Below are 12,220 nucleotides of genomic sequence, written 5' to 3'. Positions count from 1 at the left end.
ATGCCCAAGGCCAAGTCCAAGAGGCAGCAGAAGGCGGCGGGTGCCGCCCTTTCCGCCAAGCGCGGAGAAACGAAGAAGTCCGACCTTCAGGGCGCTTCGGTCGGCATGTACGAAAGCATGACCGAGGACGAGCTGGAGGAAATGGCCTCGACCGACCGTGAGGATCTTCCCGAAGAAGCCGACGACGACGACTAGCTTGTCGTCCAGCCGGGGCCTAGCGGCCTAGCGCTGCTCCCCCACCGGATATTCGTATGGCGGAACGCCCGCCATGCCCGCGCTTGCCGCTTCCACCGCGCGCATCACCCGCATCATGTTGCCAAAGCTGATCTTCTCGAGGTCGGCTTGGCTATAGCCACGCCGCGCAAGCTCGGTGAACAGCGCGGGGTAGGTCGAGACATCTTCGAGCCCGTCGGGCGCGAAGGGAATGCCATCATAATCCCCGCCGATGCCGATCGCATCGATCCCGGCAACCGCGCGGACGTGGTCGATATGATCGGCCATGTCACCGATGTCGGCCGGTGGATAGGGATTGGCCTCGTCCCATGCCGCGAGACCCGCTGCGACCGCATCGGGCTGGCCTTGCCACAGAGCCTCCAGCCGCGCTTCCTCGGCCGCGCGATCAGCATTCCACACCCGCGCCGCCTCCTTGATGAAACCGGGCACCGCCGTCACCATCGCGATCCCGCCATTGGCAGCCAGGCGCCTCAGCACCGCGTCGGGCACGTTGCGCGCGTGTCCGTTGATCGCGCGGGCGGAGGAGTGGCTGAAGATCACCGGTGCCTGCGCCACATCGAGCGCGTCCATCATCGTCGCTTCGGACACGTGGCTGAGATCGACCACCATGCCGATCCGGTTCATCTCGCGCACCAGATCCTTGCCGAAGTCGGTCAGTCCGTCATGTTCGGGCGCATCCGTGGCGCTGTCCGCCCACGGCGTGTTCTTGCTGTGCGTCAGCGTCATGTAGCGTGCGCCCAGATCGTACATCTGGCGCAGCACGGCGAGGCTGGATCCGATCGAATGCCCCCCCTCCATGCCGATCAGCCCCGCAATCCGCCCCTCGGCCACCGCCTGCGCGTCATCGTCCGCCGTCAGCGCGAGAGACATTTCGTGCGGATAGCGCGCGATCAGGCGCTTGGTCACGTCGATCTGCTCGACCGTCATCTGCACCGCCTCGGGTTCGTCGAGCGAGGCGGGCACATAGACCGACCACCACTGCGCCCCGACCCTGCCCGCCTTCAGCCGCGCGATGTCGGTCTGCATCTGCGCGCGCTCGTCGGTCTTGGTGTGGCCGGTGTGCTCGAAATCGAATTCGCCGATCTCGTTGCCGAAGCGGCTGCGCAGCTGGATCGGCACATCATTGTGCCCATCCCATACCGGTGCCGCCTCCAGCGCAGCCTCGGCCACTTCCTCGGGCGTCTGCGCACCCAGCGGGGCGGCGATCGTGCAGGCGAGAGCGCTGGCAGCAAGAGCGATCGTGGCGAAACGGCGCGACATGATGTGATCCTTTCGGGTCCGGATTGCGGGGTGCGCAAGGCATACCGCCTCGGCGGCAAAAGGGAAGGATACCGGACCGGGGCTGCCCCTATCGCATCGCGCGCCCCTCCCCTAACGAGCGAAGCATGAGTGAAGCGCGCGACCTGATCGAGGCCCATGGCCTGCAACCGCATCCCGAAGGCGGGTGGTACCGCGAGACCTTCCGCGGGCCGGAGCGCGACGGCCGCGCCACGGCGACGATGATCCACTTCCTGCTGGAATCGGGGCAGGCCTCGCACTGGCACCGGGTCGATGCGGACGAGCTGTGGCTGTGGCACGCGGGCGACCCGCTCGCCCTGCGCATCGCGGAGAACGAAGACGCGGTGGTGGACACGCTGGTGCTCGGCGATCCGCAGAGCACGGTTCGCCTTTGGCAGGGTGTCGTGCCCCAAAGGCAGTGGCAGGCGGCAATGCCGCTGGCTGGCCCGCACGGCTATGCCTTCGTATCCTGCGTCGTGGCCCCGGGCTTCGAATTCGACGGGTTCGAGCTGGCGCCGCCGGGCTGGGCACCGAGGAGAGCCTAAGCCATGGCGCGGATCGCGACCCGATGGTTTCTGGTGATCGCCTATTTCGCGGCGGGCGTGCTGCACATCGCCGTGCCGGAGCCCTTCCTAGGCATCATGCCGCGCGCGGTACCCTTCCCCGAAGCCATGATCTTCTGGACCGGAGTGGCAGAAATCCTGGGGGCGATCGGCCTCGCCCAAGCCATCTCACCGCAGCTCAGGCGCGCGGCGGGTATCGGGCTTGCGCTCTACGCGCTGTGCGTCTGGCCTGCGAACATCCAGCACATGATCAGCGACCTTGGCGGCGACGGCGGGCTGGGCCTCGCCTATCACGTACCGCGGATGCTGGCGCAGCCGATCATCATCTGGGCCGCCCTTTGGGCCGGATGCGTGATCGACTGGCCGTTCGCCAGACGGGCCTAGCCCGCGGTCTCTTCTTCGGGATCGAGGAAGTCGCCGTCGTCTTCACCGCTATAGGTCGCGGTCAGCACGCTCGCCGCGATCACATGGCCTTCCATTGCCGCGAACAGCTCTGTCTTGCCTGCGCCCGGCATCAACGCAATCGGTAGGTCGAGCGCGAACAGCTGGAACACGAAGCAGTGTGGATCCCCCGCTGGATCGACCTTGGGCAGGAGCCAGTCCGAATTGCCCTGGTCGTTCTTACCGGTGCGCGGCGGCGTTTCGCCCTCCAGCAGCTTGCCGTGCTGCGCGGGCAGGCCCCAAACCAGCCAGTGGCAGGTCGGCTCGTCGGTGCTCGCATCCTCGACCACGATGACGATTTCTTCCGCTGCCTTGGGCGGCGCGGTCCATTCCATCGGAGGCGCAACCGCATCTTCCTCATCGGCAGTGAAGCACGGGTCCAGCTCCGCACCGCTGGCGAAAGCGGGGCTGGAGAGCGAAAAGCCATTGCGGCCGATCGCTTCACGTGTCGCGAAGCGGGCGATGGCGAGCCCGGCATTGGCGGGGCAGGATGCGGGCAGAACGGCGGTCAGCCAGTCGGTCATGATGGGTCGAATCTCCTTAACTTGGCTCTCTGCTAGGCGTTTGCGCGCGGCGATGTAAGGGCCGCGAATGGCGAATAGCCCCATACTATGCACCCACAGTCCTGACATCGTCCCCTCAATAGTCGTGGACTCTCCACGACATCCGATAATATGTTGCAGCTCAAAGGTTTGCAGGGGGGTTTTGCAGATGTCTATCGCTCGCGCTTCGCTTTCGGTCCTGCTCGCGGCCTCGCTGGCAGCCTGCGGAAGCGATGGAACAGGCGCGCCCTCCGTCGGCTCAGGTGGCGGCGCAACGGGCAATAGCTGTTCGCTCGCGGACCGAAAGGCCTGGGTCCTCGACGAGCTCGAGCAATACTACCTCTTTCCGGACCTGCTGGACACCAGCGTCGACCCTGCCCGCTACGGCACGCTGCAGGGCTATATCGATGCACTGGTCGCCCCTGCACGGGCGCAGGGGCGCGATCGCGGCTTCACCTTTATCACCTCGATCCGGGAAGAAAACGAACTGATCAATTCGGGCTCGTCCGCAGGCTTCGGCATCAGGCTCGGCTACGACACCGCCAATGGCCGGGTCTTCGTCCTCGAAGCCTTCGAAAGCGCCCCCGCCTATCCCGAGGGCATTGATCGCGGCACCGAAATCCTTGCGGTCAACGGGACGAGCACCGCCAGCCTGCTGGCATCGGGCGGTGCGGCGGCGTTCAGTGACGCCTTGGGGCCGAGCGAACCCGGAGTGACACGCAGCCTCACCATCCGCCAGCCCGGCGGCGAGCAAAGCAGCGTCACCGTGACCAAGACAGAATATGCGCTCGATCCGATATCCGATCGCTATGGCGCACAGGTGATCGACAACAACGGCACCAGTGTCGGCTATATCAATCTGCGGACCTTCATCGTCGAGGACGCCGGGCCGCAACTGCGCGATGCAATCGACGACTTCCGCCAGCAAGGCATCGACGAGGTCATCCTGGATTTCCGTTACAACGGGGGCGGCCTCGTTTCGGTCGCGGAGCTCCTCGGCGACCTGCTCGGGCGCGACAAGGTGGGCCAGGCGTTCAGCCGCACGCTCTTCCGCAGTTCGCTGTCGAGCAACAACAGCACCGAGCTGTTCGAGAGCCAGCCCCAAGCCATCGCGGCGACCAAAATCGCGCTGATCGGCACGGGGTCGACCGCGTCCGCCAGCGAACTGGTCGGCAACGCGTTCATCCCCTATCTCGGCAACAACACCGCGCTGGTCGGCAGCAACACTTTCGGCAAGCCGTCGGGCCAGATCGCGCGGGACCGACAGATTTGCGACGACCGGCTGCGCGTGCTCGCCTTCCGCACCGTCAACGCGGCGAATGGCGGGGACTATTACAACGGCCTCGCCAGCGTCTACCCGCAGACCTGCGCAGCCCCGGATGACTTCCTTCAGCCATTGGGATCGGTGAGCGAGGCATCCACCGCCACATCGCTGACCTTCCTGCGCGGCGAGCCTTGCACCGCGATCGGCAGCACGTCGATCCGCGTGCAGCAGCGCCGGCAGCGCGGCCCCAGGATCGAGGCGCTGCAGGCCACCACGCCGACGGCGGCGCAGTATCAGATACCCGGTCTTTTCTGAGGCGGTTCGCGCCTAGCGCGCAGCGGTCGCTTCGCTCGCCAGCGAAAGCGCGGTCTTGACTACGCGGGTCGAGCATGCCGGCTTGGCGATGAGTTGCGCATTCAGTGTCGCAAGCGTGCCTTCCTGCCGGTTCAGATCGCCCGAATGCAACAGGTAGGGAATCTCGCGCCGCTCGAGCTCGCGGGCGACGGGGACGCAGGTCTCTCCATCGCGCAGGGTCACGTCCAGTACGGCGCAGGTAAGCCCTTCATGCGCTTCGATATGGGCCAGTGCTTCGCGCACATTGGTGGCGGTGAGGGGCTGACAACGCTCGTCCTCGGCCGCGAATTCAAGATCCATCAGGATCAGCGGTTCGTCGTCCAGCAGCAGGATGTGGCATCCCTCGCTCATGCGCGTCCCCCGTCGATCGGCACGGTCAGCACCGCGTGTAGGCCTTCCGGCTTCCAGTTTCTCTCAATCGTCCCGCGCGCGGCGGCGACCATCCGGTCCATGATCGTGCTGCCGGTTCCGATCTGTTCGGGCGGCCCGTCAAGCACAGGGCCCCCGGTCTCGATCCAGGTCAGCACCACATCTCCGCCATCACGCTCCCAGTTAAGGCTCACCTGCCCTTCGTGACCATCGGCCCATGCCCCGAAGCGGGTAGCATTGGCAGCCAGTTCATGCAGGACAAGCCCGATGAGCGACATGGCCGAAAACGGGACTTGTGCGCCATTGCCGAGGAACAGGAGGCGTTCATCGACCGCATAGGGTTCGAGAATGGCTTTCACCGCAGGGCCCAGATCGATCACCCCGACCGAAGCTTCGTCCAGCGTCGTCTCGTAAGCGCGGCCCAGCGCGTGGATGCGGCTGTTGATCTCCGACGCTTCCTTCTCGACCCCGCGCACGCGGCCCATGACGTTCACGATCCCCGAAATGACGGAGAACATGTTCTTCATCCGATGTGACAGTTCGCGCGCCATTTCGCGTGCATGCTGCTCCTCCGCGCGCGCAGCGCGAACGTCGGAAACGTCCCACTGGCTGCCGAAGAAGTAGATCAGGTTGCCTTTGGAATCGTAGATCGGGCCGAGGTGCAACGCATTCCAGAACGGCGTGCCGTCCTTGCGGTAGTTCAGCAGCTCGACCACGATGACGTCCTCGTCGTCGATCGCCTGGCGTACGCGGGCGACCGAATCACGATCCGTCCTGGCGCCTTGCAGGAAGCGGCAGTTGCGGCCGAGAATCTCTTCTTCCTCGTAGCCGGTCAGACGCCGAAAGGCCCGGTTGGCGAAGACGATCGGCATATCGGGCTGGTTGGGGTCGCTCAGACACACAGCCATGCGGGTCTGGGCCATCGCCTGTTCGAACAGCACGCCGGAGGTGTCGGAGAAACGATCTTCCTGGCCGACATCCTTCATATCGCGCCGCGGACGCGCCTGCGGATCGTTCAAGGAAGCCTGGCTGTACCCGTCCGGTCTGTCGGCCATCAAAAATCCAGTTGAAACAAGATACCCGCGCCGGGGTTTATTCTGTGCGATGAACGCTGTTCAAGGCAGCCCGTTCCAGCCGAGAGCAAGAATCATACAAAATCGTTTTAAAACAGCGTTTCTGGCGCGCGGGGAGCATGATACGCTTCGGGCATGGCACAGCGCACCTACACCAGTTTTGCCGAATTCTGGCCGTTCTACCTTCGCGAGCACAGCCGCCCGGCGACGCGGGCCCTGCACTATGCCGGTACGGGGCTGGTGATCGCGCTGGCGGTTCTGGCGCTGGCCAGCGGCCTGTGGTGGCTCCTGCTGACCCTGCCGATCACGGGCTACTTCTTCGCTTGGCTCGCCCACTTCGGGGTCGAGCGTAACCGACCGGCGACCTTTACCTATCCGCTGTGGAGCCTCGCGGCGGATTTCCGGATGTTTTTCCTGTGGCTTTCCGGACGGCTCGGGCCCGAGCTCGAACGCGCCGGCGTGGAAGAGCGCACGCCCCAGCGTCGCTAGCCTAGGACATTGCCGGTCCGTCGAACGGCTCGCCTTGCGTCCACGCGCAGCCGCGCCGGATGTTCGACCCGATGCGGAGCGTTACCGTGTAGGGATAGCTCCGCTCGCTCATCGCGTCCGAGCATGCGCCTGGGGTGACCGTCATGTCGAAAGGCACCCCCTCGAGCTGCCCGGAATAGCCGAGCCCGCCCTGCCCAGCAAAACGCTTCACCTCGATCGCTGCGCCCGCGATGTCCTCAGGCGTCTTGTAAACCAGTTGTGTGCCGGTGACCGATCCGCTCCAGAAGGGTTCCGTCCCGATGAACTCCACCGTCTCGTTCTCCTCGATGCCGGTGAAACCTTCGGGCGCATTGCCCGGCGCTCCCGCCGTATCCTCGGTCTGGCATGCGGCCAATAGCAGGGTGGTGCAGATGAGGAGCGGGCGCATGGGCTTTCCTTTGCGGGACGTGAGTGCTTCGTTTGTCTGCGGAACATCTACCGCGAGACGTGCCGCAGGAAAAGCGGCGCACCGCTTGCACCGCGCCCTCGCAAGAGCCATCGCACGGGAACGTCGAGCGGCGTTCGCGAATTGGTTGGGCAAGCCTGGAAACCGAAGGAGTTCAACACCATGCGCGTTCTGCCCTATTTCGTGGGCGCCGCCATCGTCGTTGCGATCGGCGGGGCGGTTGCCGGAGCAGCAATCGACACCACTCCGCGCAAGATCCACGATTCCCCCACGATGCCCGCCGGCAGCGGCATCGACTTCGGGCAGGCAGGCAAGCCGCAGACCCTCACCGCCAATCACTATCCGCTCGAAGCCAATGGCTCCACCATCGACGTGGCCGAGCTGCGCGAGCGCGGGCTCTACAGCCAGGATCGCTACGCCAGCAGCTATTATGTCGAGGACCCGGACGATGCGTTCGATTTCGATGCTGCGGCAGCCGATCAGCGGCAGTGGGAGGCAGAGCAGGCCCGGGCAGTCGCCCAGCGTGTTCGCGACCGGCAACAGCGCTCCGCGGCGCGCCAGCCGCTGAAACTGGAACGTCCTGCGAGGGTAGCCGATTCTCAGGTCGAGTTTGTCTCGCGTCCCGTAGTGCAAGACACCAGCGCAATGGTGCGCTGAGCGCGCTTTCCGAACTCCGCCGCACACAAAAAGGGCTCCCGAACGGGAGCCCTTTCTCGTTGGAAAAAAAGCGTGCCTTATTCGGGCATCAGCACCGTATCGATCACGTGGATCACGCCGTTCGACGCATCGATATCGGTCTGCGTCACGGTGGCGGTATTGCCAGCCGCATCGGTCAGCACGACATTGCCGCCCTCGAGCGTAGCGGTCAGTTCGCCGCCGTTAACGGTGGTCAGCTTGTAGCCTTCGTCACCCGCAGCCTCGATCGCAGCGGTCAGCGCCGCCGCATCGGTGTCACCTTCCACCACGTGGTAGGTCAGGATGCTGCCGAGCTTTTCGGTATCTTCGGTGGTCAGCGTTTCGAGCGTGCCGTCGGGCAGCTTTTCGAACGCGGCATTTGTCGGCGCGAACACGGTGTATTCACCGCCCGAAAGCGTTTCGCCGAGATTCGCAGCGGTCACCGCTTCTACCAAAGTCGAGAAGTCGGGGTTGCCCTGCGCCACCTCAACGATCGTGCCGGCAGCCATATCGTCGACCGCCATCTGATCGGCGGTCATGTCGTCCGCAGTGGTCGTGTCTTCGGTTTCGACGGGGTCGCCACAGGCGGCAAGCGAGAGGGCCGCGGCCGAGGCAAGCATCAAGCTGAATGTCTTCATCGGGGGTCGTCCTTGGTGATTGGGTGAAGCGGGGAGCGGCCTGTTGCCGCGCCCTTCACCCAAACAATGGACGGCGCGCACCACTCGTTCCGATTTTGGCGAGAATATGGCGCGATGCTGGACCAAAAGAGGTACTCTCTCGCCCGGCGCTAGCGCTTTCCCCGTTTCCTACTCCGCCACGCGGCCCACGACCCGCACTGTGCAGCGCTGCGGCCCGATAGACGAGGGGACGATCAGTTCGGTCGTCTCGCCCGTGCACAGGGCCGTTCCGTAGCGATCGTCGATCGCAATCCGCAGGGCGAAGTCGATGTCGTGGCACATGCCGACGGGATCGAGCACGAACTTGTTGTTCGGCCCCGCATCGACGAAAATCCGCTCGCCCCCATCGGGCGCGTCCGGCGCTTCCGAGAAGCCATTGACTATGCGGGTGGGGAAACACTGCCGATCCGTGTCGAGGCCGGCAATGGTCTCCGGCCCCGGTTCGGGCACCGGGGCGCACGATGCGAGCGCGCTCGCGACGCAGATAATGGCGATTGGCGCGATGATACGGGACATGGCAGCCTCCTTGGCCTGATACGGCGCCGTGCCTTGGTGCTTTCATCGGGCGCCGTCATCCGGATGGATCGGCCCATGGTGCGCCGGGTTCGGGCCATTGGCAAGGCATCTGCCATATCGAACGCGGCGTGGGCCGGACGCGCCCCTACGCACCTGTCACAGTTTCCTGAGTGTGAAACTCTCTCGCGCCGGGCGCACCAGGCGCAGTCGGGCCGAGGAGTGACCTGCGGTGGATCATTGCGCAGCATGCCCCACGTGACGGTGCATGCAGGAAAGCCTTCTGGCTAGGCCGCCGGGTCTTTTTCGGCCTCCGCCTCGGCCGCGTCTACTTCCTTTTCGCGCAGCATCTTCGCGCGTTCCTCGGCCACGGCGCGGGCATGGTCGGCGAGACCCCGCCAAGTCTTCTCGGCGCGCAGCTCGCGGTCGCGCACATTGGCGAGCTCCGCCTTTTTCGCCGCAGCGGCTGCCTGATCCGCGCGGGCGCAGTAGAATTCGTAGCTTTGGGCCATGGGGGCTGGTCTCCGGCGTGTGGTGGAAGGGGGGCTGAAAAGAAAGGGCGCCGCTTCCGGTTGGAAGGGCGCCCCGTCGGATCAATCGGCCTGCGAGAGGTTGATCGCGCTTTCCTTGCCGTTACGGCCCTGCTCAACTTCGTAGTTGAGGCGCTGCTCCTTATCGAGCGTCTGCATCCCCGCCGCCTGGACGGCCGTGATGTGCACGAAGCTGTCGGCCGAGCCGTCGTCGGGCTGGATGAAGCCGTAGCCCTTGTCGGCGTTGAAGAATTTTACGGTGCCAGTCTTGGCCATGGAGTGTCCCTTTCATGGAACGAGAGTGCCCCCTGCGCAGGCGTGCCGTGCAGGGGCAAGGTACAGCCGGGCGCAGAGTGCGACCCGGAGGCGTCAAATCGTCCGATGAAAGGAAAACGTCGTCTGGTGTGCGCCGAAGCCGGTTGGAGCTGGTGGCTCAAGTGGCAGCGGCGAAGGCAAATTCCGAAGTCCGTCGCAAATTTCGACGTCAGCGGCAGCCGTATAACACACGCCCGGGGAGATAGCGAGGGCCGAGTAGCGGGAGGCCCCGAAGCTTCGAGCACCAGTGCATGTCCTCGCGTTCGTGATGACCGGTTCCCTTCGCGAATGCGCCATTGCGAGCAGGTGGTAACCCGGCCGCCCCGGATTGAAAAAAATGGTGCGCATCGTCAGGAACGCGAGCTCGACACGGTCATTGTGGGCCAAAAGACAGGAGAAATTGATGAAAGTTATGACGTTCGCCGCCCTCCCGCTTGCCGCGCTGGCCCTCGCCGCCTGCGATTCCCAGGCCGAGCAGGAGGCCGACGTGGCCGAGGACCAGATGGAAATGCAGGCTGAACAGAGTGCTGTCGAGGCCGGCCCGCAGGAAGCCGCGCTCGGCATGACCGAGGCGCAGCTGATCGAGGCCGAACTGGTCGACGAGGACGGCAACGAGCTCGGTGAAGTCGAGCAGGTGCGTCGCAACGCGATGGGTACGGTCGACGGTCTGGTGGTCGAGCTCGAAGACACCCCGGCGGAACGTTACGTGGTCGTACCGATGAAGAGGATGGTTTCCCGGACCGATGGCGACGACACGGACGTGCAGACCACGATGACCGCCAAGCAGCTCGCCGCGCTGCCCGATGCGGAGATCACCAAAACCGCGCCGTAATATCCGCGCTGGCCAATGACACGAAAGACCCGCTTCGGCACACCGCCGGGGCGGGTCTTTTAGTACGCGCCGGACGGCCCCGCGCCTCGGCGCGGTGACGGGCGAGCCGAGCACCCCAATGCCCCGGACATCGGGCGTCGTACGAATTGATGCGAGGCTTCGGCACGAATGCGCCTATTGATGAAAGTGGGACATACCGCCCCGATTGGAACCGATATGGCCAAGAGCCAGAGCAAGAAGAGCCGCGAGACACGCAAGCCCAAGAAGGAAAAGATCAAGACCAACGCCTCCAACCCCAGCGTCAAACCCGGCGCGATCAAGGGGCTGGAGAATATGAAGAACAGCTAGAGACCGCCATGCGCGCCCGCTAAGGCGGGCGCCATGGACAGCGCCGACCCACCCGAAACCGCCCCCGTCACGATCCTCGTCGATGCCGATGCCTGCCCGGTGAAGGACGAGATATACCGCGTCGCCCAACGCCACCGCGCGCATGTTCGCGTGGTCAGCAACAGCGCCTTTCGCGTGCCCGTGAACGAACGGGTCCGGCGGGTCGTGGTGGGCGACGGCTTCGATGCCGCCGACGACTGGATCGCCGAGCACGCATCGCCCCGCACCATCGTGATCACCGCCGACATCCTGCTTGCCGAGCGATGCATCAAGACGGGCGCGAGCGTCCTCAAGCACGATGGCCGCGAATATGATGCCGCAAGCATCGGATCGGCGGTCGCCACGCGGGCGATCATGGCGGACCTGCGCAGCGGGATGGACGGCCCGCTCGGCGCGAGCGGTGGCGGCCCTCCGCCGTTCAGCAAGGCCGACCGTTCGCGCTTCCTGCAATCGCTCGACCGGGTGCTGGTGAAGCTCTCCCGCGGCTGAGCGAATTCACCTGCGCCGCCGGATCGCAGCACCGCTCAAACCGACGGAAACGCCGAAGGTCGCGGCGACTAGGCCTTCTTCTCCTTGTGCGCGGCAATCGCTTCGTCGATCGCGGCGATCCGCTGGCGTTCGGGCGTGTCGCGCGCGAGCCCCTTGAGGCGGCAGGTCGCCCAGAGCTGCCGCCGTTCGGATTCGAGGTTCTTGAGATAGAGATCGGCCACGGGCGCTAGAGCACCTTCTCGGGGCGCGGATCGTGGCTGTGGCGATCGCTCTTGCCGAAATGCCGTTCGAGCCGCTGGGCAAGCGTGTGCGCAGCCTTGCGCGCGGCATCGTCGACCGTGGCGGCGTGTTCGGTCACCCCGATCGGCTTGCCGCCCGAAGGCCGTGCCTCGATCGTGCAGGCCTTGTCGTCGGCCCCGCCCTTCGGCCCGTTCTCGTCGCGCACATGGATTTCGAGCCGGGTCAGCCGATCCTCGAACCGGGCGAGCTTGGTGCGGACCGCATCCTCGATGCGCGTCGCGACGTTTTCGGTCCCCATGACGGAGCTGTCGGAATTGAACTGGACCTGCATGACGGGGGTTCCTTTCGGTTGTTGTCGTCCTGTCCTATCAACGGTCGAAGCCGCGGCGATATCCCGGCAGAAAGGCCGACCGGCACGGTTTTTCCCGGCGGCCATGCGCCGCTGCGTGGCGGGCCGTGCGGCGCGCGCGACCGCCCGTTTCGGCCCGCCAACACGAGGGCGAGAGGCTG

20 protein-coding genes are annotated in these 12,220 nt (G+C 65.2%); 9 read left to right on the top strand and 11 right to left on the bottom strand.

Features of this window, described 5'->3' with window-relative positions:
• Positions 1-195, top strand: a complete 195-nt coding sequence (locus tag ACYQ0L_RS12935; RefSeq protein WP_459789697.1) for a DUF3008 family protein — start codon at positions 1-3, stop codon at positions 193-195.
• A 27-nt stretch (positions 196-222) separates the two neighbouring features.
• On the opposite strand, the gene ACYQ0L_RS12930 is transcribed toward ACYQ0L_RS12935, so the two are convergent.
• On the bottom strand, positions 223-1,494 hold the full coding sequence (locus ACYQ0L_RS12930) for a dipeptidase (RefSeq protein ID WP_459789695.1): 1,272 nt from the start codon (positions 1,492-1,494) through the stop codon (positions 223-225).
• Positions 1,495-1,619: 125 nt separating this feature from the next.
• Between ACYQ0L_RS12930 and ACYQ0L_RS12925 the strand changes: the two genes are divergently transcribed.
• The gene (locus tag ACYQ0L_RS12925) at positions 1,620-2,057 is read left to right on the top strand and encodes a cupin domain-containing protein (protein WP_459789694.1); all 438 of its coding nucleotides are present in this window, start codon (positions 1,620-1,622) and stop codon (positions 2,055-2,057) included.
• Between the two features lie 3 nt (positions 2,058-2,060).
• Positions 2,061-2,459, top strand: coding sequence for a DoxX family protein (locus tag ACYQ0L_RS12920; protein ID WP_459789693.1), 399 nt, complete (start codon positions 2,061-2,063; stop codon positions 2,457-2,459).
• On the opposite strand, the gene ACYQ0L_RS12915 is transcribed toward ACYQ0L_RS12920, so the two are convergent.
• The gene (locus ACYQ0L_RS12915) at positions 2,456-3,040 is read right to left on the bottom strand and encodes a YbhB/YbcL family Raf kinase inhibitor-like protein (RefSeq protein ID WP_459789692.1); all 585 of its coding nucleotides are present in this window, start codon (positions 3,038-3,040) and stop codon (positions 2,456-2,458) included. The two genes, ACYQ0L_RS12920 and ACYQ0L_RS12915, sit on opposite strands and share 4 nt — an antisense overlap.
• Before the next feature lie 187 nt (positions 3,041-3,227).
• Here ACYQ0L_RS12915 and ACYQ0L_RS12910 point away from each other — a divergent pair, with 187 nt between their 5' ends.
• Positions 3,228-4,637: a S41 family peptidase gene (locus ACYQ0L_RS12910; protein WP_459789691.1), complete on the top strand. Its 1,410-nt coding sequence runs from the start codon at positions 3,228-3,230 to the stop codon at positions 4,635-4,637.
• Positions 4,638-4,649: 12 nt separating this feature from the next.
• Here the strand turns inward: ACYQ0L_RS12910 and ACYQ0L_RS12905 are convergent, their stop codons facing one another.
• The gene (locus ACYQ0L_RS12905; protein ID WP_459789690.1) at positions 4,650-5,027 is read right to left on the bottom strand and encodes a response regulator; all 378 of its coding nucleotides are present in this window, start codon (positions 5,025-5,027) and stop codon (positions 4,650-4,652) included.
• Positions 5,024-6,100, bottom strand: coding sequence for a PAS domain-containing protein (locus ACYQ0L_RS12900; protein WP_459789689.1), 1,077 nt, complete (start codon positions 6,098-6,100; stop codon positions 5,024-5,026). The genes ACYQ0L_RS12905 and ACYQ0L_RS12900 overlap by 4 nt, the downstream gene beginning before the upstream one ends.
• Before the next feature lie 153 nt (positions 6,101-6,253).
• Here ACYQ0L_RS12900 and ACYQ0L_RS12895 point away from each other — a divergent pair, with 153 nt between their 5' ends.
• The gene (locus tag ACYQ0L_RS12895; protein ID WP_459789688.1) at positions 6,254-6,607 is read left to right on the top strand and encodes an Mpo1-like protein; all 354 of its coding nucleotides are present in this window, start codon (positions 6,254-6,256) and stop codon (positions 6,605-6,607) included.
• A 1-nt stretch (position 6,608) separates the two neighbouring features.
• On the opposite strand, the gene ACYQ0L_RS12890 is transcribed toward ACYQ0L_RS12895, so the two are convergent.
• Positions 6,609-7,034, bottom strand: a complete 426-nt coding sequence (locus tag ACYQ0L_RS12890) for a COG3650 family protein (protein ID WP_459789686.1) — start codon at positions 7,032-7,034, stop codon at positions 6,609-6,611.
• A 180-nt stretch (positions 7,035-7,214) separates the two neighbouring features.
• Between ACYQ0L_RS12890 and ACYQ0L_RS12885 the strand changes: the two genes are divergently transcribed.
• On the top strand, positions 7,215-7,709 hold the full coding sequence (locus tag ACYQ0L_RS12885; RefSeq protein WP_459789685.1) for a hypothetical protein: 495 nt from the start codon (positions 7,215-7,217) through the stop codon (positions 7,707-7,709).
• A 77-nt stretch (positions 7,710-7,786) separates the two neighbouring features.
• Here ACYQ0L_RS12885 and ACYQ0L_RS12880 read toward each other — a convergent pair whose 3' ends face one another.
• The 4 genes from ACYQ0L_RS12880 to ACYQ0L_RS12865 all read right to left on the bottom strand — a co-directional run bounded on the left by ACYQ0L_RS12880 (position 7,787) and on the right by ACYQ0L_RS12865 (position 9,723).
• Positions 7,787-8,365, bottom strand: a complete 579-nt coding sequence (locus tag ACYQ0L_RS12880) for a fasciclin domain-containing protein (RefSeq protein ID WP_459789684.1) — start codon at positions 8,363-8,365, stop codon at positions 7,787-7,789.
• Positions 8,366-8,533: 168 nt separating this feature from the next.
• Positions 8,534-8,920: a DUF6491 family protein gene (locus tag ACYQ0L_RS12875; protein WP_459789683.1), complete on the bottom strand. Its 387-nt coding sequence runs from the start codon at positions 8,918-8,920 to the stop codon at positions 8,534-8,536.
• A 284-nt stretch (positions 8,921-9,204) separates the two neighbouring features.
• Positions 9,205-9,429 carry a hypothetical protein gene (locus tag ACYQ0L_RS12870; protein ID WP_459789682.1) on the bottom strand — a complete coding sequence of 75 codons (225 nt, stop codon included), beginning with the start codon at positions 9,427-9,429 and terminating at the stop codon, positions 9,205-9,207.
• Positions 9,430-9,510: 81 nt separating this feature from the next.
• Positions 9,511-9,723, bottom strand: coding sequence for a cold-shock protein (locus ACYQ0L_RS12865; RefSeq protein ID WP_459789680.1), 213 nt, complete (start codon positions 9,721-9,723; stop codon positions 9,511-9,513).
• Between the two features lie 442 nt (positions 9,724-10,165).
• Between ACYQ0L_RS12865 and ACYQ0L_RS12860 the strand changes: the two genes are divergently transcribed.
• The 3 genes from ACYQ0L_RS12860 (at position 10,166) to ACYQ0L_RS12850 (ending at position 11,470) form a co-directional block, all read left to right on the top strand.
• Positions 10,166-10,594: a PRC-barrel domain-containing protein gene (locus tag ACYQ0L_RS12860; RefSeq protein WP_459789679.1), complete on the top strand. Its 429-nt coding sequence runs from the start codon at positions 10,166-10,168 to the stop codon at positions 10,592-10,594.
• 216 nt (positions 10,595-10,810) lie between these two features.
• Positions 10,811-10,942 (top strand): hypothetical protein, encoded by a 132-nt coding sequence (locus tag ACYQ0L_RS12855; protein WP_459789678.1) that lies wholly within the window; start codon positions 10,811-10,813, stop codon positions 10,940-10,942.
• A 33-nt stretch (positions 10,943-10,975) separates the two neighbouring features.
• Positions 10,976-11,470: a YaiI/YqxD family protein gene (locus ACYQ0L_RS12850; protein WP_459789677.1), complete on the top strand. Its 495-nt coding sequence runs from the start codon at positions 10,976-10,978 to the stop codon at positions 11,468-11,470.
• A 68-nt stretch (positions 11,471-11,538) separates the two neighbouring features.
• Here ACYQ0L_RS12850 and ACYQ0L_RS12845 read toward each other — a convergent pair whose 3' ends face one another.
• Positions 11,539-11,691: a hypothetical protein gene (locus ACYQ0L_RS12845; protein ID WP_459789676.1), complete on the bottom strand. Its 153-nt coding sequence runs from the start codon at positions 11,689-11,691 to the stop codon at positions 11,539-11,541.
• Positions 11,692-11,696: 5 nt separating this feature from the next.
• Positions 11,697-12,041 (bottom strand): HPF/RaiA family ribosome-associated protein, encoded by a 345-nt coding sequence (locus ACYQ0L_RS12840; RefSeq protein WP_459789675.1) that lies wholly within the window; start codon positions 12,039-12,041, stop codon positions 11,697-11,699.
• Positions 12,042-12,220: the final 179 nt, after the last annotated feature.

The organism is Alteriqipengyuania triglochinis, assembly GCF_054655655.1.
Note: the sequence above shows the minus strand (reverse complement) of the source record. Positions and strands in the feature narration are given on the sequence as shown.